This is a genomic window from Enterococcus sp. RIT-PI-f (assembly GCF_001297065.1).
GTDB lineage: Bacteria > Bacillota > Bacilli > Lactobacillales > Enterococcaceae > Enterococcus_D.
In genome coordinates this window covers 159,665-180,792 of the sequence record NZ_LHOX01000012.1, presented here as the reverse complement: position 1 = coordinate 180,792, position 21,128 = coordinate 159,665, and the positions used below count along the sequence as shown (strand labels likewise).

General features: G+C 42.4%; 21 protein-coding genes and 1 tRNA gene. 16 read left to right on the top strand and 6 right to left on the bottom strand.

All coding sequences use genetic code 11. The features are described 5' to 3' along the window. Positions 1–11: 11 nt before the first annotated feature. Positions 12–911 (top strand): ABC transporter ATP-binding protein, encoded by a 900-nt coding sequence (locus tag AEQ18_RS06155; protein ID WP_054115492.1) that lies wholly within the window; start codon positions 12–14, stop codon positions 909–911. Beyond that, complete coding sequence (locus AEQ18_RS06150) at positions 904–2,157, top strand: ABC transporter permease (protein ID WP_054115491.1); 1,254 nt, start codon at positions 904–906, stop codon at positions 2,155–2,157. Before AEQ18_RS06155 ends, AEQ18_RS06150 begins: the two co-directional genes overlap by 8 nt. A 48-nt stretch (positions 2,158–2,205) precedes the next feature. Here the strand turns inward: AEQ18_RS06150 and AEQ18_RS06145 are convergent, their stop codons facing one another. Next, positions 2,206–2,919, bottom strand: coding sequence for a gamma-glutamyl-gamma-aminobutyrate hydrolase family protein (locus AEQ18_RS06145; RefSeq protein WP_054115490.1), 714 nt, complete (start codon positions 2,917–2,919; stop codon positions 2,206–2,208). A gap of 68 nt (positions 2,920–2,987) precedes the next feature. After that, positions 2,988–3,362, bottom strand: a complete 375-nt coding sequence (gloA, locus tag AEQ18_RS06140; RefSeq protein ID WP_054115554.1) for a lactoylglutathione lyase — start codon at positions 3,360–3,362, stop codon at positions 2,988–2,990. Positions 3,363–3,508: 146 nt separating this feature from the next. On the opposite strand from gloA, the gene AEQ18_RS06135 reads away from it, so the two are divergent. Further along, a complete protein-coding gene (locus AEQ18_RS06135) occupies positions 3,509–3,967 on the top strand; it encodes an NUDIX hydrolase (protein ID WP_054115489.1) in 459 nt (152 codons plus the stop codon). Between the two features lie 32 nt (positions 3,968–3,999). On the opposite strand, the gene yidA is transcribed toward AEQ18_RS06135, so the two are convergent. The 3 genes from yidA to AEQ18_RS06120 are packed head-to-tail and all read right to left on the bottom strand — an operon-like array spanning position 4,000 to position 7,021. Then, positions 4,000–4,824 carry a sugar-phosphatase gene (gene yidA, locus AEQ18_RS06130; protein ID WP_054115488.1) on the bottom strand — a complete coding sequence of 275 codons (825 nt, stop codon included), beginning with the start codon at positions 4,822–4,824 and terminating at the stop codon, positions 4,000–4,002. 9 nt (positions 4,825–4,833) lie between these two features. After that, positions 4,834–6,207: an HD domain-containing protein gene (locus AEQ18_RS06125; RefSeq protein WP_054115487.1), complete on the bottom strand. Its 1,374-nt coding sequence runs from the start codon at positions 6,205–6,207 to the stop codon at positions 4,834–4,836. After that, positions 6,191–7,021: a lipoate--protein ligase family protein gene (locus AEQ18_RS06120; protein WP_054115486.1), complete on the bottom strand. Its 831-nt coding sequence runs from the start codon at positions 7,019–7,021 to the stop codon at positions 6,191–6,193. The genes AEQ18_RS06125 and AEQ18_RS06120 overlap by 17 nt, the downstream gene beginning before the upstream one ends. Positions 7,022–7,212: 191 nt before the next feature. On the opposite strand from AEQ18_RS06120, the gene AEQ18_RS06115 reads away from it, so the two are divergent. After that, positions 7,213–7,650 carry a DUF1934 domain-containing protein gene (locus tag AEQ18_RS06115; protein WP_054115485.1) on the top strand — a complete coding sequence of 146 codons (438 nt, stop codon included), beginning with the start codon at positions 7,213–7,215 and terminating at the stop codon, positions 7,648–7,650. A gap of 86 nt (positions 7,651–7,736) precedes the next feature. Further along, entirely contained in the window at positions 7,737–8,342 is a 606-nt protein-coding gene (gene rpoE, locus AEQ18_RS06110) for a DNA-directed RNA polymerase subunit delta (protein WP_054115553.1), read from the top strand. A 156-nt stretch (positions 8,343–8,498) separates the two neighbouring features. Here the strand turns inward: rpoE and AEQ18_RS06105 are convergent. Further along, positions 8,499–8,570: transfer RNA gene (locus AEQ18_RS06105), tRNA-Arg, on the bottom strand. A gap of 54 nt (positions 8,571–8,624) precedes the next feature. Here AEQ18_RS06105 and rpoN point away from each other — a divergent pair. From rpoN to rnr, 11 genes are all read left to right on the top strand, one after another. Further along, positions 8,625–9,941 carry an RNA polymerase factor sigma-54 gene (gene rpoN, locus AEQ18_RS06100; RefSeq protein ID WP_054115484.1) on the top strand — a complete coding sequence of 439 codons (1,317 nt, stop codon included), beginning with the start codon at positions 8,625–8,627 and terminating at the stop codon, positions 9,939–9,941. Positions 9,942–10,190: 249 nt separating this feature from the next. Next, the gene (locus AEQ18_RS06095; protein WP_054115483.1) at positions 10,191–11,228 is read left to right on the top strand and encodes a sugar-binding transcriptional regulator; all 1,038 of its coding nucleotides are present in this window, start codon (positions 10,191–10,193) and stop codon (positions 11,226–11,228) included. A gap of 41 nt (positions 11,229–11,269) precedes the next feature. Continuing rightward, positions 11,270–12,271, top strand: coding sequence for a type I glyceraldehyde-3-phosphate dehydrogenase (gene gap / locus AEQ18_RS06090; RefSeq protein ID WP_054115482.1), 1,002 nt, complete (start codon positions 11,270–11,272; stop codon positions 12,269–12,271). A 97-nt stretch (positions 12,272–12,368) separates the two neighbouring features. Continuing rightward, complete coding sequence (locus tag AEQ18_RS06085; RefSeq protein ID WP_054115481.1) at positions 12,369–13,559, top strand: phosphoglycerate kinase; 1,191 nt, start codon at positions 12,369–12,371, stop codon at positions 13,557–13,559. A gap of 69 nt (positions 13,560–13,628) precedes the next feature. Further along, on the top strand, positions 13,629–14,384 hold the full coding sequence (gene tpiA / locus AEQ18_RS06080; RefSeq protein WP_054115480.1) for a triose-phosphate isomerase: 756 nt from the start codon (positions 13,629–13,631) through the stop codon (positions 14,382–14,384). A gap of 111 nt (positions 14,385–14,495) precedes the next feature. Further along, positions 14,496–15,797 carry a surface-displayed alpha-enolase gene (gene eno, locus AEQ18_RS06075; RefSeq protein ID WP_054115479.1) on the top strand — a complete coding sequence of 434 codons (1,302 nt, stop codon included), beginning with the start codon at positions 14,496–14,498 and terminating at the stop codon, positions 15,795–15,797. 461 nt (positions 15,798–16,258) lie between these two features. Further along, positions 16,259–17,251: an alpha/beta hydrolase gene (locus AEQ18_RS06070; protein WP_054115478.1), complete on the top strand. Its 993-nt coding sequence runs from the start codon at positions 16,259–16,261 to the stop codon at positions 17,249–17,251. Further along, a complete protein-coding gene (locus tag AEQ18_RS06065; RefSeq protein ID WP_054115477.1) occupies positions 17,229–17,501 on the top strand; it encodes a GNAT family N-acetyltransferase in 273 nt (90 codons plus the stop codon). Before AEQ18_RS06070 ends, AEQ18_RS06065 begins: the two co-directional genes overlap by 23 nt. Before the next feature lie 134 nt (positions 17,502–17,635). Beyond that, positions 17,636–17,872, top strand: coding sequence for a preprotein translocase subunit SecG (gene secG / locus AEQ18_RS06060; RefSeq protein WP_054115476.1), 237 nt, complete (start codon positions 17,636–17,638; stop codon positions 17,870–17,872). A gap of 124 nt (positions 17,873–17,996) precedes the next feature. Then, positions 17,997–18,749 (top strand): alpha/beta hydrolase, encoded by a 753-nt coding sequence (locus AEQ18_RS06055; protein ID WP_054115475.1) that lies wholly within the window; start codon positions 17,997–17,999, stop codon positions 18,747–18,749. A gap of 3 nt (positions 18,750–18,752) precedes the next feature. Continuing rightward, complete coding sequence (gene rnr, locus AEQ18_RS06050; protein WP_054115474.1) at positions 18,753–21,116, top strand: ribonuclease R; 2,364 nt, start codon at positions 18,753–18,755, stop codon at positions 21,114–21,116. The last annotated feature ends 12 nt before the right edge of the window (positions 21,117–21,128 follow it).

Genomic DNA, 21,128 nt, shown 5'->3' with positions numbered 1-21,128 from the left:
AAGGTGAAAATGTGTTAGAAGCAAAACAATTAGTGAAAACATTTGGAGAATATACCGCTGTGGATCATCTCTCATTTACGATCAATGATGGACAAATCATGGGATTGATCGGACAAAATGGTGCCGGAAAAACAACAACTTTTCGGTTGATTTTAGATTTCCTAAAAGCAGATCAAGGGGAGGTCTTGTGGAACGGACATCAAATCAGTGAGAAAGAATATAATATCATCGGCTACTTGCCAGAAGAACGAGGCTTATACCCTAAAGTAACCATTGAAGATCAATTGATTTATTTTGCCCGCTTAAGAGGGAAATCGAAGGCAGAAATCGTGCCGCAAATCGATTATTGGATGGAGAAATTTCAAGTCAAAGGCAAAAAAACCGATAAAGTGAAGTCTTTATCGAAAGGAAATCAGCAAAAAGTTCAATTGATCGCAACATTGATCCATGAGCCAAAACTTGTGATTTTGGATGAACCCTTCAGTGGATTAGATCCAGTGAATGCTGAACTGTTGAAAAACGGTATTATCGAATTGAAAGAAAAAGGTTCCTGCGTTATTTTTTCTAGTCATAATATGGACAATGTGGAGAAAATTTGTGACCATTTGATCATGTTGCGGGACGGTTCCACTGTCTTGAATGGGCGTGTCCATGAAATCAGAGAATCATTTGGACGCACCAAAGTCTTTCTTGAATCTCATTTGACGAAAGAAGTGGTCAGCGCAATTGATGGTGTGAAAGAATTGCATGTCAGAGAGGATGGCAGTTTTGATATCACCATCAGTGAGCCGCAAGTTGGCCGACGTATTTTTGATTTAGCAACGGCGGATGGCTATATTCCAATGTTCAATCAACAACCGCCTACCTTAGAAGAGATTTTCAAATGGAAAGCGGGGCACGAACATGAATAAATTTTGGGTAATTGCATCGGATGTTTATAAGAAAAATATCAAATCCATTTCTTTTTTGATCATGATTTTGGTGCCATTTATTGCTGTCGGCATCTTTTATGTGATTGGTTTGTTTGCCGATGGGATGAACAGTGCAGATACCATTGCTGTTTACGCCAATGACTCGGCCATTGCCGAAACCTTCAAAGCACAAAGTACGGATGATTACGCATTTGAAATCGTTGAGAGTCAAGCGGATGGGGAGAAGAAATTAGCGGATGAAGAGGTAGATGGCCTACTCGTTATCGATGCTTCCGGTGACCAATTGAGTGGGGAACTTCTTAGTGAGTCTACACTGGGACAAACTGCTGAATTAACGATCCAACAGCTATTGAGTGGAATCCAATCTTCATTAAGAGCAGATACATTTGGTCTGACAAGTGAAGAAGTGGGGCAACTGGCTGAGCCAGCAACATTCAGCAAACAAAAGGTCTCTTTTGATGAGGACGGCACCATGTCATTCGGAGAAGACCATAGTGACATGCAATATATCGTCAGTTACGTGGCAACGATCATCTTGTTCTTCTTTATTTTGACTTATGCGCAAATCATTGCCCAAGAAATCGCATCAGAAAAAGGTACGAGAATCATGGAAGTGATTTTATCTAGTACACGGGCGCAAACCCATTATTATGCCAAGTTGGCAGGTGTGATCATGGTAGCAGCCACACAATTGTTGGCGTACGCTGCTATTTTTGGCGGCAGTTACTTCTGGATCAAAGATATCCCGATGATCAGCGGCTTTATCGCCAACTTCTCGTTAGATGGAATTTTTGGTTCCTTCCTTGTTTTCTCCCTCATCTTTGTCTTTTTAGGCATCTTGATTTATGCAGTTCTTTCAGCCTTATGTGGGTCTCTCGTCAATAAAGCGGAAGACACGGCAAAAGCCATCATTCCAGTGACCTATCTCTCGTTGGCAGGTTATATGTTAGGATTGGTATTAGGTGCAGCGGATCCGAACAATATCATTATGCGGGTCACATCTTACATCCCATTCTTGTCTTCTTTCATTATGCCGGTTCGATTGGCAAATGATACAGTGGGTGTCGTAGGCGCATTGATTTCAAGTGGGATCCTTTTGATATCGACGATTGCCTTGATGCTGGTGTCTGCTAAAATGTATAAATCGAACGTGTTGATCTACAACGACAATGGACTGATTGCTTCATTGAAACAGTCCTTTGTCCTGATGAAAAACGAAAAATAAACACAAAAAAGCCAGCTTGTACAGCTGGCTTTTTTGTATTTTGAGCGCTCATAGCGTGTGGACAAAAAATTCAAAAATTGCTTGTTCAGAAGGACGTGATTGCGCTGCAAGTTCTGGATGCCATTGGATGCCTAAAACTGGGGCAGCAAAAGCCTGCGATTCAATTGCCTCTACAACACCATCGGTCGCAGTTGCGATAATTTGAAAGTCTTTTGCGACATCCTTCACTGCTTGATGATGAAATGAATTGACCTGATAGCGGCTGCCCAAAAGTTGACCTAACTGACTGTCAGAATTGATGGTCACATCATGGGTCGCAAAACGAAATGGAGTAGGCAACTGGACATGTTTCAAAGTTGGCTTCTCCATCAGTGAGAGATCTTGATACAAGCTACCGCCAAAAGCGACGTTGATCAGCTGCATCCCGCGACAAACACCGAAAATGGGTTTCTTTTGGGCAACTGCTTCTTTGATCAAAGCCAATTCAAAAGCATCACGTTCTGGATGTGTGCTTTGAATCAATGGATGAAGGGTTTCTCCATAGTAACTAGGAGAAACATCGTGACCTCCTGCCAGTAATAGTTTATCGATCTGTTGGACATAAGCTTTCGCGTCTTCTAAGGCACCCATCGGCAGCAAAAGAGGAAGACCGCCAGCTTCTTGGATATGGGTGACGAAATTTTTGGGGGTGTAGGTTAGCCAATGTTCACTTTCTTCGATCATGGATCGTTCATTGGCTGCAATACCGATGATTGGTTTCATAGCTTCTTTCCTTTCATATCACAGGATGAGAAAAAATAAAAAAGGACGCAATGTCCTTTTCAATAGACCTATTTCTCACGAATCACTTCGATTTTGTAACCGTCGGGATCTTTGACAAAGTAGTAAGAAGGTTGTGTGCCAGGCAATCCTTTCAGATCAGTGACATCAAAACCAGCCGCTTTGTGTTTGTCATGTAAGGCTTCTAAGTCCGCGCTGCTGATGGCAATGTGGCCGTAGCCATCGCCTAAATCATACCCTGGATGGTCATAATTGTAGGTCAATTCCAATTCATACGCATCTCCAGGTAAAGTTAAGTAGACCAAAGTAAATTTGTTTTCTGGGAAATCACGGCGGCGAGATTCTTCAAAACCAAACGCTGTTTGATAAAAATCTAATGAGGCCGTTAAATCTTTGACCCTTACACAAGTGTGTGCCATTTTCATAAAATTCATTCATCCTTTCCTTTATATTACCTTCATGATAACATAATCCGTTTTTTCACGGGAAGAAAATGTTTCGAAAGACATTTCTCGCTTGTCCACCGCAATATCATAGGGTAAAATGAAAAGAAAACTTGTTGGAGGGTATTATGTCGGAAAATGACATTGTGTTTGGGGTCAAAGATGAACAGCAAGTATATCAGCCTAGGTTTGGTGCCTATGTCGTCATCCCTAATAAAGAAGGCAAGATTATCTTGGTGCAAGCACCAAACGGCGCTTATTTTTTGCCGGGGGGCGAAATAGAAGCAGGGGAAACGAAAGAAACGGCGATCGCACGGGAATTGATCGAAGAATTAGGCTTTAAAGGCGAAATCGAGACCTATTTTGGTGAAGCGGTGGAATATTTTTATTCTCGTCACCGAGATACGTACTATTATCATCCGGGATACTTTTTTTTGATGACCAATTGGCAGAAAGTATGTGCCCCGACGGAAGACAACAATCAACTGTCCTGGCAAACACCAGAAAAAGCGATCCAACTGTTGAAACGCGGCAGCCATCAATGGGCTGTCAAACAATGGTTACAGCAAAAAAGCAAGCAGGAATAAAAACCTGGCTTGCTTTTTTTGCTGGGCTGAAATTAGCCCTCTTTTGTTTGCAAAACGTATTCGTTGATCACTTTTGCCACACCGTCTTCTTCGTTGGAAGCTGTGATGACATCTGCCATGTTACGGACATTTTCGGTTGCGTTTGCCATTGCGACGCCGATTCCAGCGTATTCAACCATTGTCAAATCATTTTCATTGTCACCAATTGCCATTACTTCTGATTGGTCGATGCCTAGATGTTCAGCTAATTTTTTGACTGCAGCGCCTTTATGGGCTTTTTTATTTAAGACTTCTAAGAAGAAAGGGGCACTTTTGACAACATTGTATTGTTCTGTCAAAGCTGCAGGCAACTGAGGAATGACACTATCTAATAATGCTGGTTCATCGATCATCATCATCTTGATAATATTCAAATCAGGCGTCATTTCTTCTGGTGTGCGATATTTCAACGGCATGTTGACTAAGAAAGCTTCATAGACCGTATAGGGACTAATGTCGCGATTGGCTGTGAACATGGTATCTTGCGTTTCAACATGCAAGTGGACACCTAATTGACGGGCAGTCATTTCAACAAAGGCATAATCTTCATGGGATAAACCAAATTCAGAAATGATTGCTTGGTCTTTGGTTTTTTGTACCAATGAACCATTATAGGTGATCACAAAGTCGTTGTCGGTAAATAAGTCCAACTCAGTCAATAAATCTTGGACACCTGTTAATGGGCGACCGGTACATAAGACGATCCGTACACCTTGTGCTTCTGCTGCTTTCAATGCTTGATACACTGCTGGTGTGATTTTCCGGTCGTCATTTAGCAATGTGCCATCGATATCGATAGCGATTAGTTTGATACTCATAATTTCCTCCTAAAGGTTGCTGGGTTTGATCAAAGCGCCATTGCGAATATAAGCCGCGAACGCTTGATAGGTTTCCTCAAATAAATCATAGTGATTTTGCAAGTTGGGGTCAATCATTTCTTTTGGAAAATAAAAGCGCCGATCCCCTTGGGTCTGACCAGCCAATGCTGCTACAAGCTGACTGGCTTTGGATAACTCGGTCAATGTGCCATCTTTTTCTTGTAATTCGATTTGGGTGCGGTGCATCCCAGATGTCGGACGATAAAAATCATAAGGCAGATCAAAACTTGAATTGATTGCCGTATAATATGTTGGGTTAAAGCCGACTTTCTCAACCAATTTCTTTAAGTCTTCGATCAATGGCAGTTGCGAATCGTCTTTAAAGCGAACCGATTTGAGGGGTTTGCGGTTTAAGAAACGTTTCGCCAGATCACTCAGGATCAAATCTGATTCTGACGTCCATTGGGTAAAGTAGGTATTTAACACACCGTCATCTAGTTTCAAGTACGCTTCTAGAGAAAAATCTTGTCTAAGAAAGGGCAGCAGCAACTGTGAATGCTGTTGAAAAGTTTCCTCATTGTCAGCGTAACATTCAGCTGCCCGGTTCAAGAGGTGGGCCAAAACCACTTCCATCCCTCTTGAGCTGGCATGAAAATATACTTGTACATACATTTGATAGCGGCTGACGATATAGTCTTCTACTGCGTGCATGCCACTCATTGAAAAGGCGATTCCGCCTTCGTAAGGGCGAATGACGCGTAAGATTCTCGTTAAATCAAATGTGCCATACTCTGTCCCTGTGAAATACGCATCTCGCAATAGGTAATCCATCCGATCGGCATCGATTTGGCTGGAAATCATTTGGACTACTTGCGGATTGGGATAGGTTTTGGTGATGACACTGGCGACTTTTTCAGGAAATCCTTCCGCTACGCGATTCAAGATCTGATGGACTTCGGTTTCTGGCGATGTGATGATGGCTACGGTGATGGCTTCATGATCGGTATGGAAAATATGCTCAAACGTATGAGAATAAGGACCATGACCGACATCATGCAACAGTGCTGCACACAAAGTCACCAACCGTTCCTTGTCGTCCCAGCCAGTCGGGCCAACTTTATCGACTGAATAATTTCGCTGGAAAATATCGCAAATCCGCCGACTAATTTCATAGACGCCTAAAGAGTGGGAAAAACGGCTGTGCTCTGCACCATGAAAGGTAAAAGAAGCAGTCCCTAACTGCTTGATCCGTCTCAAGCGCTGTACTTCTTTGGAATTGATCAAATCAAGGATCACTTGGTGTTGGACGTGCACATAATTATGCACAGGATCGCGAAAGACTTTTTCGATAGCTAAGGTTTGGTATTTATAAGGGATTGGCATCGGTGACCTCCTTTAAAGATTCGTTTCTCTGTGCCATACTTGTCAGACGGACAGCGAGTGCTTCTGATTGTTCTTTTGCAGTGAGCCATTCGTCTAAATCAAGGGGCAATACAGGTTCGTTGTTCAACACGTGTAACGCATGCTTCAAACGTTCACAGACTTCTTCAATCGTAAAGTCGCGTCCAAAGACTTCTGACAATGTCGTCATCGTTTCAGGATCGACCGCGGGATAGCCATTTGTACCGAATGCCGATCTTAAGCCGGCTTGATAAAACCGGCGAACCAGCTCGCCACGTGCGTGCTGATCGCCATTGACACTCAAGTACATCATGACAGCAACCCCTTCTTTGATTCTGCGTTGGGCGGTACCGGCAATTTTTTTGCCGCCGATACTCAGATCAAAGGTGCCGGGGCAATAAGAATGCGTGATTTCGTAGGCCGCGATCTGCTGTTCAGGAAAAGCAAGCTGCAAGAGTGCCTGCATTTCTTCATAGGCAGCATCCGTTGTCGCTGCCAAATCTTTCGGAAAGATGAGCGATACGTTCAATATGCCACGATCATTGATCACGCCAAGTCCCCCTGAATTTCTGATCACAGGACGAAAAGCGGCTTTTTCCACTTCAGATAATGCCGCTTTTAAATGGGGGATTCGCGTATCTTTCATGCCAAGGATCAAGGTATCAGGCAATTGCCAAAAATGACAAAAGGCTTGACGCTCACTGCCGGCATAGGCCGTCAGGACATCAGTCAAGGCAAAAGGCAAGAAAGCGGAAGGGGCATTGGGTAGTATTTGGTCAATTGAATAAATCGTCAAGACGCGTTCAAACTCCTTTATCTATCAGTCTATGTCTTTATTATATACGATTATGCGACAATTAAGTAAAAGAATGAAATGATTCAACTTATTTTCATGCTGTCGATCAAAAATGGACTAGTTGAAATGATTGACAAATGTGTGAAAAAAAGCAAGAATGAGAGTGAAATCTGTGAAGGAGGCAATAAAGAATGCAAGAATTGTCACAAGGTGTACCGATTTCGATCCATTTGACCACGAATGTTCGTCAAGGCGATCAGACAGAAGATTTTCTCTTTGATTTACAAGGACAAGCGGTGAAGATTGGCGATACCTTATACATAAGATACAAAGAAATCCAACCAGACGGGGAAGAGATTCCTGTTACCATGAAAATCATGCCAGATGGCGTGATCCAGTTGATCCGCTCGGGTGAAATGCGGATGCGTTTGAAATTTGCCTATAAGGAGCGGTTGGAAACAAGTTATCAAACCCCATACGGCAGCATGATGTTTCATACCTTTACCAATCATATGCATGTCAGTCTGAAAGATCGTCCTTATTCTGGCAAAGTCGATATTGAGTATGATTTGTTCATGGCAACGGATAAAATTGGTGCCTATAAACTGGCTCTTGAATTTACAGCATAAAGGATCATAAATTCTAAAAGAAAAAATTGCAATTTGATCAACAATTTTGTATGATTAGGAGTAGACTGTGAAAGGACGTGTCCAGTTTGGAAATTAATGTATTTGAAGGTGTAAACAAACACGAATTATCAATGATTGAAGTTGCCCATGCAATTTTAGAACAACGTGGAGATGTAATGGATTTTTCTGATTTGGTCAACCAAATCCAAAATTATCTTGAAACATCCGATAGTGAAATTCGTGATTCATTGGCACAGTTTTATACTGACTTGAATATTGATGGTAGTTTTATTTCTTTAGGTGACAACCGTTGGGGCTTGCGTTCATGGTATGCCATTGATTCGATTGATGAAGAAGTCAATCATGGTGTGGATGACGAAGATGAAGATACGCCACGTCGTCGCAAACGTAAAAAAGTCAATGCCTTTATCAATGATGATGAAGATGCAATCGACTATAACGATGACGATCCTGAAGATGCTGATTTATCTGAAGACGAAGAAGACGATCTCTTTGATGATGATGACGACGAAGATGAAGAAATCTCTGCTTACAACTCTGATCTGCAAGAAATCGGCGCTGACAACAACGACGATGACGAAGAAGAGTTGCCAGGCAACATTGAAGAAGATTTAACGATCATCGATGATGATGAAGAAGATGATTTTGCAGAAGAGGAAGAAGAGGAATAATCCTCTTCTTTTTTTGCGCCGCTCCATTTGGCATCCAGTCATTGAATGCCTTGCTCATTTAGGCACAAAAAAAGGATTGCTGTAAGCAATCCTAAGATGGTTTTTGAATTATCGGTCAAAAACAAGTATACTGAATGAATTGAAGCGATAAAAAAACGCGCCTTGAGGGAATCGAACCCCCGTCTCAAGAACCGGAATCTTACGTGATATCCACTACACTAAAGGCGCGAAGCACAAATAATAGTTTAACCAATTTTAAAGAAAAAAACAAGGGGTAGAATGATGAAATTTCAACAGCAATTTTCTCAACAGCAAAAACAAACGCAAAAGCTTGCTATGACGCAGAAATTACAGCAGTCGATCCAAGTGTTGCAGTTTTCTGCGGATGAATTGATTGCGTATATCGACGATCAAGCGCTGGAAAATCCGCTGATTGAACTCGGTGAATACGACACACCAATCATCCCAGCGAAAAGCAGTCAGTCCTCTGATCAAATGATGGACTACTTGAGTCAGATTCCAGATCAACAGACTTCTTTGTTTGAATATCTGATCGAGCAAGTCCATCTGAATTATCGGGATACGTTTTTGCGAACGATCGTATTGTTTCTGGTAGAGTCAATTGATCTGAACGGCTTTTTGACAATTGATCTGGCGCAAGCGGCACAGCAAATGGGCGCATCGCCGATCCAAGTACTAGATGCGTTGACTTTGATCCAGCAATTAGATCCAGCAGGTGTGGGTGCCAGAGATTTGCGGGAATGCCTCATGCTGCAGACAGAAAGAGATGATTATGCCCCGCCATTGGCATATATCATTTTAGAAGAGTATTTTGATGATCTGGCTGGGCGCAAATGGGAGAAGATTGCCAAAGGATTGCAGATCGCCCTTTCTGACGTTCAAGTCGTTTTTGATTATATTCAAACGCTGACACCTACGCCAGGGGCGGCTTTTGGTTCTTCAGACGGTTTATATGTCGTTCCTGATTTGAGCGTAAGGATCGAAAAAGGGGTGCCAGTGCTCTCTTCTAATAAGCGGGCATTGCCGGAAGTGCATTTTCAGCAAGGGTATTTTGACCGCTTGAAACAAAGTGGAGACCAAGAAGTACAGCGCTACTTAGAAAACAAAGCACAAGAATTCGAATGGCTCAAAAAAACACTCCAACAACGAGGCGATACAATTTACCGCGTCGGTGAACAAATCATGACTCGTCAACAGGCTTTCTTTACCGATCCGGCACGCCCTTTGAAGCCGATGATCTTGAAAGAAATTGCTGAAGCGATCGGTGTCCATGAATCAACAGTCAGTCGTGCTGTGAATGGAAAATATTTGGAAACGAATTTTGGTGTGTTTGAACTAAAAATGTTCTTCGGCCAAAAGGTATCGACACAAGAAGATGGCGATGATCTGACAACGAAAGCAATCAAACAGGCGCTTAAAGCGTTGATTGAGGAAGAAAACAAGCAGAAGCCACTATCCGATCAAAAATTGACAGATCAGTTGAAAAGTCAAGGTATTGATATTTCCCGTCGAACCGTCGCGAAATATAGAGAAGCGATGGGCATCCAAGGATCTTCTAAGCGAAAGCGGTTTGATTAAAGTGTGCAGTTTACATCATGGAAAGGCGAGGCGCGAGCCAAAGCCTTTCCATTTTTCATTGATTGACTAAAACTTCTCATTATGTGAATATTTTCCGAAAAACTGACGATTTACAATTGAAATAGTTGCGTATAACGGCCAGAAGTGCTACTATTATTGGTGTAGGAAATACAAAACGTATTTTTTTTACAGTCAATGGGTCATTTTAAGTCATTGTAGGACGAAAGTTGTCCAACGGGAGGATGTATCATGCTCGATGAATTAAAATTGATTGAGGCAATCACCCCGGATATTCTTGCTGTACTCCAAGAACGTTACCGTATCTTACGGAACATCTATTGGATGCAACCAGTCGGACGCCGAACACTTTCAGAAAGTTTGACCATGACCGAGCGTGTATTGAGAACCGAGACGGATACCCTCAAAAAGTTGAAACTGATTGATTCTTCCAAAAGCGGTATGCAATTGACTGCCTACGGAGAAGAAGTGTATACCAAAATTGGGACGTTGATGGATCAGTTGTTCGGTATGCATCAAATCGAAAAACGCTTATCAGAAATTTTTGGCATCGAACGTTGTTTGATTGCCAGCGGAGATGGTGATCGACAGCCAAAAGTGATTGCAGAATTTGGGCAATTGCTGAATGAATCACTTGATTTGCTTCTGCCAGAAGGCGACAATACGATTGCAGTCATGGGTGGCACCACGATGGCAAAAGTCGCACAAGAATTGACCAATCTAGAAACAACGAAACGCCATAACTTATTCGTACCCGCAAGAGGCGGGATCGGGGAGTCAGTCAACGTTCAAGCAAACTCGGTGAGTTCTGTGATGGCGATGCAGACCAATGGTGATTATCGTTCATTGTTTGTGCCGGAACAATTAAGCATGAACACGTATGAGTTTTTATTGAAAGAACCAGCGATCGTTGATGTCTTAAACTTGATAAGTCAAGCAAATTGTGTTATTCATAGTATTGGACGAGCTTTACACATGGCAGCAAGACGCAAAATGTCTGAAAAAGAAATTTTGATGTTGAAACAAAAAAATGCAGTAGCAGAATCTTTTGGGTATTTCTTTAATGAAGCGGGTGAAGTGGTCTATAAAGTGCCGCGGATCGGCTTACAGTTAAAGGATCTGCAGCAAGTCCCAATCGTATTCGCGATCGCTGGCGGAAAATCAAAAGCCAAAGCGGTCAATGCATATATGAAAAATGCACCAAAACAAACCTGGCTCATCACTGATGAAGCTTGCGCAAATGAGATTTTAAAAGGGGCAACCCTTTAAAATAAATAATTTTTATGATTTTCATAAGGAGGAAATCTTAAATGACAGTTAAAGTAGGTATTAATGGATTTGGACGTATCGGACGCTTAGCATTTCGTCGTATCCAAGAAGTAGAAGGAATCGAAGTTGTGGCTATCAATGACTTAACAGATGCTAAAATGTTAGCTCACTTGTTAAAATATGATACAACACAAGGACGTTTCAACGGTACAGTTGAAGTTCATGAAGGTTCATTCAACGTGAACGGCAACGAAATCAAAGTTTTAGCTAACCGCAACCCTGAAGAATTGCCTTGGGGCGAATTAGGTGTTGAAATCGTGTTAGAATGTACTGGATTCTTCACTTCTAAAACAGCTGCTGAAAAACATTTAACAGCTGGTGCAAAACGTGTAGTTATCTCAGCTCCTGGTGGAGACGATGTACCAACAATCGTTTACAACACAAACCATGAAACTTTAACAGGTGAAGAAACAGTTATTTCAGGTGCTTCATGTACAACAAACTGTTTAGCACCAATGGCTAAAACATTAAATGACAAATTTGGTGTTATCGAAGGCTTAATGACAACGATCCATGCTTACACAGGTGACCAAATGACATTAGACGGACCACACCCTAAAGGTGACTTCCGCCGTGCCCGTGCTGCTGCTGCAAACATCGTACCTAACTCAACTGGTGCTGCTAAAGCTATCGGCTTAGTAATCCCAGACTTGAACGGTAAATTAGATGGCGCTGCACAACGTGTTCCAGTTGCAACTGGTTCATTAACTGAATTAGTTACTGTTCTTGACAAAGAAGTAACTGTTGATGAAATCAATGCAGCAATGAAAGATGCTTCAAACGAATCTTATGGTTACAACACTGACGAAATCGTTTCTTCTGATATCGTAGGTATGACTTTTGGTTCATTATTTGATGCAACTCAAACTAAAGTAATGACTGTTGGCGACAAACAATTAGTTAAAACTGTTGCTTGGTATGACAATGAAATGTCTTACACTGCACAATTGGTACGTACTTTAGAATACTTCGCTAAACTTTAAGATTAGCGCCGAGTAATTTAAAACCATCGCAAGAGAAAGCGGGGAAGCAGCGCGCTTCTCCGCTTTTTTTACAATTATGATTAGGAGGCATCTCTTCATGGCTAAAAAGACAGTCCAAGATATCGATGTGAAAGACAAAAAAGTGCTTGTACGTGTAGACTTCAACGTGCCGTTAAAAGACGGCGTGATTGGTGACGACACACGGATCAAAGCAGCATTACCTACAATCAACTATGTGATCGAAAATGGTGGAAAAGCGATTCTATTTTCTCACTTAGGCCGTGTAAAAGAAGAAGCAGATAAAGCAGGGAAATCCTTAGCACCTGTAGCTGCTCGTTTAAGTGAACTTTTAGGTAAAGATGTTACCTTTGTTGACGAAACACGTGGCGAAAAATTAGAAACAGCAATCAACAATATGCAAGATGGCGATGTGGTTGTCTTTGAAAACACACGTTTTGAAGATATTGACGGCAAAAAAGAAAGCAAAAACGATCCTGAACTTGGTAAATACTGGGCTTCATTAGGTGATGTATTTGTGAATGATGCCTTCGGTACTGCACACCGCGCCCATGCATCAAACGTGGGTATCGCTTCAACTGGGATCCCAACAGTTGCTGGCTTCTTGATGGAAAAAGAAATCAAATTTATCGGCGAAGCAGTCGAAGAACCAAAACGTCCAATGATCGCGATCCTTGGTGGTGCGAAAGTATCTGATAAAATCGGCGTGATCGAAAACTTGATTCCTAAAGCGGACAAGATTTTGATTGGCGGCGGGATGACGTATACTTTCTACAAAGCCAAAGGAATGGAAATCGGCAACTCTTTAGTCGAAGCAGATAAAGTTGAATTGGCGAAAGAATTGATCGAAAAAGCAGGCGACAAATTAGTGTTGCCAGTAGATTCAATCACAGCAGCTGAATTCTCAAACGATGTACCGACTGAAGAACATACTGGTGATGTTCCTGCAGGTCAAATGGGCTTAGATATCGGACCTGAAACGATTGCCTTGTTTGCAGAAACATTAAAAGGTGCAAAAACAGTTGTTTGGAATGGCCCTATGGGTGTATTCGAAATGTCTAATTTTGCTAATGGTACGATCGGTGTTTGTGAAGCAATCGCTAACCTTGAAGATGCAACGACGATCATCGGTGGCGGTGACTCTGCAGCTGCAGCTGAACAATTAGGTTTTGCTGATAAATTCACCCACATTTCAACAGGTGGCGGTGCCAGTCTAGAATTATTAGAAGGCAAAACATTACCTGGATTAGCTGCAATCAACGACAAATAATCAATCACGAGGGGCAGGTGCTAAGCAGGATGCTTAGTGCCCCTTGATCATGAAAAGGAGTGCCAGAATATGCGCAAACCAATTATTGCCGGCAACTGGAAAATGAACAAAACTGCAAAAGAAGCAAAAGCATTTGCTGAAGCAGTCAAAACGAAGATCCCTAGCAACGATACTGTTGATTCAGTGATCGGTGCCCCTGCATTGTTTTTAGAAACATTGACAACTGCAGCGCAAGGAACTGAATTAAAGATCGCTGCACAAAACAGCTATTGGGAAAATGAAGGTGCCTTTACTGGTGAAACATCCCCTGCAGCGTTAGCTGATCTAGGTGTTGACTATGTCATTATCGGCCATTCAGAACGCCGTGAATATTTCCACGAAACAGACGAAGATATCAACAAAAAAGCCAAAGCAATCTTTGCGAATGGTATGTTGCCAATCCTTTGCTGTGGCGAAACATTAGAAACTTATGAAGCAGGCAAAACTGCTGAATGGATCGAAGGACAAATCACAGCTGGTTTATCAGGTTTGACAGATGGCCAAGTCAGCAATCTTGTTATTGCGTATGAACCAATCTGGGCAATCGGAACAGGCAAATCAGCGGATGCGACTATTGCTGATGAAATCTGTGGCGTGGTCCGTAAAACAGTTGAAAAATTATACGGCAACGAAGTGGCACAAAGCGTACGTATCCAATACGGCGGGTCTGTGAAACCAGAAAAAATTGCTGAATATATGGCGAAAGAAAATGTTGATGGTGCTTTAGTTGGCGGCGCAAGCTTACAAGCTGATTCATTCTTAGCATTACTAGACGCTGTAAAATAATTTTATTTTCATGAAATTATCATTTGCAGTATGCTGATTTTTTCACTACAATGAATATGTTCGCAAGGGCTCGACCCTTAAGATAAAACAAACTCAAAGGAGAGACAAAACATGTCAATTATTACTGATGTTTACGCACGCGAAGTCCTTGACTCACGTGGTAACCCAACTATCGAAGTAGAAGTCTACACAGAATCAGGTGCATTCGGCCGCGGAATGGTGCCTTCAGGCGCTTCAACAGGTGAACACGAAGCAGTTGAATTACGTGATGGCGACAAAGCTCGTTATGGCGGTAAAGGTGTAACGAAAGCAGTTGACAATGTAAACAACGTCATTGCAGAAGCAATCATCGGTTACGATGTACGCGACCAAATGGCTATCGATAAAGCGATGATCGCTTTAGATGGAACTCCTAACAAAGGTAAATTAGGTGCCAATGCAATTTTAGGTGTATCTATCGCCGTTGCACGTGCAGCTGCTGATTACCTAGAAGTGCCTTTATACCATTACTTAGGCGGATTCAATACAAAAGTATTGCCTACACCTATGATGAACATCATCAATGGCGGTTCTCACTCAGACGCACCAATCGCTTTCCAAGAATTCATGATCTTGCCAGTAGGCGCGCCTACTTTCAAAGAAGGTCTACGTTGGGGTGCTGAAGTATTCCATGCCTTGAAATCAATCTTATCTAAACGTGGCTTAGAAACTTCAGTTGGTGACGAAGGTGGTTTTGCACCTCGTTTTGAAGGCACTGAAGACGGTGTTGAAACAATCTTAGAAGCAATCAAAGCTGCTGGTTTAGAACCAGGTAAAGATGTATATCTAGGTTTTGACTGTGCATCATCAGAATTCTACGAAAATGGCGTGTATGACTACACTAAATTTGAAGGCGAAACTGGCGTGAAACGTACAGCTGCTGAACAAGTTGACTACTTAGAAGAGTTAGTTAACAAATATCCAATCATCACAATCGAAGATGGTATGGATGAAAATGACTGGGATGGTTGGAAACTATTAACTGAACGCCTAGGCGACAAAGTTCAATTAGTCGGTGATGACTTGTTTGTTACCAACACTGAAATCCTTGAAAAAGGAATCAAAAACGGTATCGGTAACTCAATCCTTATCAAAGTCAACCAAATCGGTACATTGACTGAAACATTCAATGCAATCGAAATGGCTAAAGAAGCTGGCTACACTGCAGTTGTCTCTCACCGTTCAGGTGAAACAGAAGATTCAACAATCTCTGATATCGCTGTAGCAACAAACGCTGGCCAAATCAAAACTGGTTCTCTTTCACGTACTGACCGTATTGCAAAATACAACCAATTACTACGTATCGAAGACCAACTTGGTGAAGTTGCTGAATACAAAGGATTACAAGCTTTCTACAACTTAAAAAACAAATAATCTTTTCAGCGGAAACGCCAAAGATTATCTGATAAAATACCTTTCTGCTAGTAAATAGCGAAAGGTATTTTTTATCGCTTGTTTTAGACCATGATGTGCCCAAGACAATCGATCGTATTTCATTTGCTGATTCACTTAAATTGCGCGTGCTATCGTTCCCACTTAAAAGAATACCGATAATGCAGCAATGGTAAGTAAGTTACGTTTTTTCATCCTTGTTCTCCTATATACGTATTGCAGTCCAAATTGACTGCCGAAACTAAGTGTACAAAAAGTAACGGGACAATGATTATCCTAGATTATCAAATTATTTGTAGAATTGGATAAAATCTTCTTTCAGTGCGAACTTTTTTATTTGTGTTGAAGAATGAGATAAGACATGTCAAAAAAAGGCAGCCCTCTGTTCGAAATTTTGGCTCAATTTCTGCGTAAATGGTACACTAAAATGGAGGGGGGCGCCTATGATTTGGTTAGTGATCGTATTACTTGTTTTATGTTTCTTTTTAACCTATGTATACCGTACTGCGCATCTTAAAAAAGGTGTTCGTTATTTTGTTTCGGCGATCATTATGCGGAACAATGAATGGTACAGCAAAGAAGGCAGAAAGAAATTAGGTATCCCTTATGAAAAAAGAACCAATCATGCAGATGATGCATTTTGGAACCAAGGGGCAGACTGCACATTGGTTTCAGCGGATGATTTATTATTAACAGCAAGAGTCTTTGATCAATGTGCAAAGACGTGGGTGATTTGTTTGCACGGGTATCGCAGCGATGGCCAGTCGGACTGTCAGGGCCCTGCTGAAAAATTTTGGCAAGCAGGGTATAATGTATTGGTGCCTGATTTAAGAGCCCATGGACAAAGTGAAGGCAAAGAAATTGGCTTAGGTTGGCTAGATCGGCTGGATTTGCTTTTATGGATCGACAAGGTATTAGAAAAAGACAATCAATGCCGTATCTATCTGTATGGTCTAGGAATGGGGGCAGCGACCTTGCTACTGGCAAGCGGGGAAGTGATGCCAGAACAAGTTTCCGGATTGATTGCAGACAGCAGCTATACTTCAGTGTACAGTGGGATTCGTTCGAGTTTGCCGCAATTTTCCCGCTTGCCGATCAAACGTTTTTTGCGCATCGCGAATCGATATAGCAAACAGTTGGTGGGCTATCCCTTTTTGCAGATCTCGGTGACACGACAAATCGGCAGCAACCATTTACCGGTGTTATTCTTGCATGGTGAATCAGATAGTTTTTTAGCTGTCAGTGAATCCAATACATTGATGGAAGCCACGGCGGGGGAAAAACAGCAAATTATTTTTCCAGGGATGGGCCACTTACAAGCGGTCACAGATGCGCCTGAATATTGGCCCAAAGTCTTGGACTTTATCAATCGACAACAACAACAGACGATGTCTGATAGAAAGGATGTAGAGAATGGAAATCAAAGAAGAAAATAAACGATTTGCTTTATATGATCAGGAAACTGAAGTGGGGGAGATTACTTGGCAAGAAGCCCCTGGCGATGTTTTGGTTGTCGATCATACATTTGTAGATAGTGGGTACCGCGGACAGCAATTGGCACAAAAACTTTTAGCTGCAGTCGTTGACAAAGCCCGTCACGAAAACAAAAAAATCATGCCTGTGTGCTCCTTTGCTGTGAAAGAATTCAAAGAAAAACCGGAGTATGATGATGTATTAGATCGTTAGCCATTGCTGTAAGCCGATGCTTGTAATCAACCAACTGGCGTTCCATTGCATGTCTGATACGATTTATAGTAGCTTAATCGCGTATGGAATGGTACAATGGGAAAGACGACTTTAGCAAGCAAGGAGGAGCTAACGTGTATAATCTTTTACTCACTGCGGTGATTATCATTTCCGTGATCATGGTCATCACGATCATGATGCAGCCAAGCAAACAAAATAGTGCAGCGAGCGCATTTTCAGGCGGTGCAGATCAATTGTTCGGCAAGCAAAAAGCCCGTGGATTTGAAGCAGTCATGCAACGTTCAACAGCTATTTTAGGCTTTGTCTGGATGGTTTTGCTCTTTATTTTGGCTTATCTATCATCTAGTTGATCAAATTGCCGCGTAACCTCTCCTAGCGAGAGGTTTTTTTCTTTATATCAAGGCTTTTTTTAATTGTAAATACCAATGTATTTTCATGAACTATGGTAGAATTGGACGTGAGGTGAAAGGAAAGATGAAAACATTCAATCAACCAAAACCAGTATTTGCGCCCCATGGCAAACGGGCGGTGATCTTGTTTCATGCCTATTCCGGCAGTCCGAATGATGTCCGGATGCTGTGCCGTTTTTTAGAACAAAAAAATTATACAGTCTATACCCCAATGTTCAGTGGGCATGGGACCCCAAATCCAGATGACATTTTAAATGAAAGCATGACAATTTGGCAAAATGACGCCAAAGCCGCGGTAACCTATGTCAAAGATCAGGGCTATCAAGAGATTGCAGTCTTAGGACTATCAATGGGCGGCATTTTAGCGATGGATCGATTGACAGAGGATGATACGCTGATCGGTGGTGGCTTGTTCTGTTCACCATTGTTTGAAACGAGCAATCAAGTGCCGGTCAACTTTGAAAAATACGCCGCTATGATTTTGCAATATGCCGCGTTAGATGAAGAAGAAAAAAATACCATCATGGCGCATGTGCCAGGGAAAGTTCGCCAACAATTGGCGGGGATCGAATCGGTGGGGCAAGCAACTGCAGCCCATCTATCTGCAATCAAACGGCCCATTTTTCTTGCGCAAGCAGGTCAAGACCAAATGATCGATCCGCAGACAGTCTTTCGCACAGCAGCTGGACTTAGCCATGTTCCATATACGCTGCAGTGGTACCCGGAAAGCGGCCATGTCGTAACAGTAGGGCCGGAACGCAAAAAATTAGAGCAAGATGTGTGTGCATTTCTTGACACATTAGCTTGGAAAGAGTGAGTAATGACAGAAAATATCAAAACAAACATAGTCGACTTTTTGAAAAACAGCAGCAAAAAGAGTTTTTCGATGGAAGAGATTGCTGAAGGATTGGGGCTGCAAAAAAGTACCGACTTCAAACACCTCGTCCAAACAGTTGCAGCAATGGAGAGAGAAGGCAGTGTGATCTTCAATAAGAAAGGGAAAGTCAAGCTGCCAATGGCCCGTGTGCTGATCGAAGGCACATTCCGTGCCAATGAACGCGGCTTTGGCTTCGTATCTTTAGACGACGAAGAGGAAGATGTCTATATTCCTAAAGAAGCAACCAATTACGCAATGGATGGTGATACAGTCGCTATCGATATCGTCCATGTCGCAGATCCTTTCTCTGACAAAGGTGCTGAAGGGAAAGTCGTCGATATCAAAAAACGAGCGATCACCCAATTGGTGGGAGAATTCACTTTGTTTGATGAACGTGAGATCGAAGAGTCAGATTTATATGGTGTGGTACAACCCAAAGACAAAAAATTAAGTGAACTGAAAGTCTTTATCGGCGCGCAAGGGATTCGACCGGTAGATGGCAGTATCGTGATCGTTGAGATCAGTCATTATCCTGAAAAAGGCTATGCCAAGAGTTTGGAAGGGCTGATCACAAAAGTCGTTGGGCACAAAAATGACGTAGGAATGGACATTTTGTCCATCGTAGTGGCCAATGGTATTCCTACGAAATTTGAAGAGGAAACGTTGGCTGCAGCTGATGCGGTGCCGGACAAAATCGATCCAGACGCCTTTCCAGAACGCAGAGATTTGCGCGATCAACAAATCGTTACCATAGATGGCGCGGATGCCAAAGATTTAGATGATGCTGTCACGGTCAAAAAACTGGCAGATGGCAGTTTTTACCTAGGCGTCCATATAGCGGATGTCTCCTATTATGTGACACAAAACAGCCCCTTAGACAAAGAAGCGTATGAAAGAGGGACAAGTGTCTATTTGACTGATCGAGTGATTCCAATGATCCCGCAACGCTTATCGAACGGCATTTGTTCTTTGAATCCTCAAGTGCCGCGTCTAACCATGAGTTGTGAAATGTGGATCGACCAAAATGGACAAATCACTGATTACAACATCTTCCAAAGTCTGATCCAAACAGATGCTAGAATGACCTATCAAGCGGTCAATCAAATTTTGGAAGAAAATGATCCAGAGGTTTCTGCACAATATGAAACGCTTGTACCAATGTTTCATGACATGCAAGACCTGCATCAAGTGTTGGAAGCGATGCGGATCCAGCGAGGCGCTGTCTCCTTTGAAGACCGAGAAGCCAAAGTGCTGGTAGATGGTGAAGGGCATCCGCAAGACATCGTCATGCGCACCAGGGGCGTTGGTGAGCGCATGATTGAATCCTTCATGTTAGCTGCCAATGAAACAGTAGCGCGTCATTTTAATCGTTTGCATTATCCGTTCATTTATCGGATCCATGAAGAACCGAAGGAAGAGAAAATGCGCCGTTTCTTCGACTTTGCATCAGCGCTGGGCATCGTAGTGAAACAAAGCAATGGCTCGATCTCACCAAAGCAATTGCAGAAAATCGTTGAAGATGTTGCAGATAAGCCAGAATCCATGGTCGTGAATACCATGTTGCTTCGCAGTATGCAACAAGCCAAATATGCTGAGGAGAATGTCGGGCACTATGGGTTAGCTGCTGAAGACTACACCCATTTTACCTCACCGATCCGTCGGTACCCGGATTTGATCGTTCATCGGTTGATCCGCTCTTATACAGAAGACCCATCAGAAGCCAATCAAGAAAAATGGGCAGCAGCCCTGCCAGATATTGCCCTGCACAGTTCACAAATGGAGCGGCGTGCAGTGGAAGCAGAACGGGAAGTCGATGCACTGAAGAAAGCAGAGTACCTATCAGATAAAGTCGGGGAAGAATTTGATGGCATCATTAGTTCTGTCGTTAAATTTGGTTTATTTATCGAACTGCCAAATACGATCGAAGGCTTGATCCATATTACTGCCCTGAAACAAGACTATTTCCATTATTTAGAAAATCATTTGGCCTTAGTGGGCGAGCGGACAGGACTGACTTTTAAAATTGGACAAAAGGTGCGGATCAAAGTGATCAAGTCTGATCCTGAAACCAGAGAGATCGATTTTGAACTTGTCGAAGCCGAAGAGATCCCAACGCTGCAAGCGCCAAAAAATAAAGGTACTAAGCGTGGATCCCAGCCGCAACGCGGTCGCCAAGGCAATGCCAAAGACAAACAAGGCGGTGCCTCTAAAGGCAGCTTTGACAAACGCTTTGAAGGAAAAGGCAAAGGGAAGAAAAAAAATAAAAGTAAGAAAAAACCTTTTTATAAAGGAATCAAGAAAAAATAATTGGAGGGATAC

Excerpts from the sequence above, each read along its gene's own strand:
- AEQ18_RS06095 (WP_054115483.1), top strand. The coding sequence starts at position 10,191 with ATGCTCGATGAATTAAAATTGATTGAGGCAATCACCCCGGATATTCTT.
- AEQ18_RS06145 (WP_054115490.1), bottom strand. The coding sequence starts at position 2,919 with ATGAAACCAATCATCGGTATTGCAGCCAATGAACGATCCATGATCGAA.
- AEQ18_RS06070 (WP_054115478.1), top strand. The coding sequence starts at position 16,259 with ATGATTTGGTTAGTGATCGTATTACTTGTTTTATGTTTCTTTTTAACC.
- gloA (WP_054115554.1), bottom strand. The coding sequence starts at position 3,362 with ATGAAAATGGCACACACTTGTGTAAGGGTCAAAGATTTAACGGCCTCA.
- AEQ18_RS06085 (WP_054115481.1), top strand. The coding sequence starts at position 12,369 with ATGGCTAAAAAGACAGTCCAAGATATCGATGTGAAAGACAAAAAAGTG.
- rnr (WP_054115474.1), top strand. The coding sequence starts at position 18,753 with ATGACAGAAAATATCAAAACAAACATAGTCGACTTTTTGAAAAACAGC.
- yidA (WP_054115488.1), bottom strand. The coding sequence starts at position 4,824 with ATGAGTATCAAACTAATCGCTATCGATATCGATGGCACATTGCTAAAT.
- AEQ18_RS06065 (WP_054115477.1), top strand. The coding sequence starts at position 17,229 with ATGGAAATCAAAGAAGAAAATAAACGATTTGCTTTATATGATCAGGAA.
- eno (WP_054115479.1), top strand. The coding sequence starts at position 14,496 with ATGTCAATTATTACTGATGTTTACGCACGCGAAGTCCTTGACTCACGT.
- AEQ18_RS06115 (WP_054115485.1), top strand. The coding sequence starts at position 7,213 with ATGCAAGAATTGTCACAAGGTGTACCGATTTCGATCCATTTGACCACG.
- AEQ18_RS06135 (WP_054115489.1), top strand. The coding sequence starts at position 3,509 with ATGTCGGAAAATGACATTGTGTTTGGGGTCAAAGATGAACAGCAAGTA.
- AEQ18_RS06055 (WP_054115475.1), top strand. The coding sequence starts at position 17,997 with ATGAAAACATTCAATCAACCAAAACCAGTATTTGCGCCCCATGGCAAA.
- gap (WP_054115482.1), top strand. The coding sequence starts at position 11,270 with ATGACAGTTAAAGTAGGTATTAATGGATTTGGACGTATCGGACGCTTA.
- AEQ18_RS06150 (WP_054115491.1), top strand. The coding sequence starts at position 904 with ATGAATAAATTTTGGGTAATTGCATCGGATGTTTATAAGAAAAATATC.
- tpiA (WP_054115480.1), top strand. The coding sequence starts at position 13,629 with ATGCGCAAACCAATTATTGCCGGCAACTGGAAAATGAACAAAACTGCA.
- rpoN (WP_054115484.1), top strand. The coding sequence starts at position 8,625 with ATGAAATTTCAACAGCAATTTTCTCAACAGCAAAAACAAACGCAAAAG.
- AEQ18_RS06125 (WP_054115487.1), bottom strand. The coding sequence starts at position 6,207 with ATGCCAATCCCTTATAAATACCAAACCTTAGCTATCGAAAAAGTCTTT.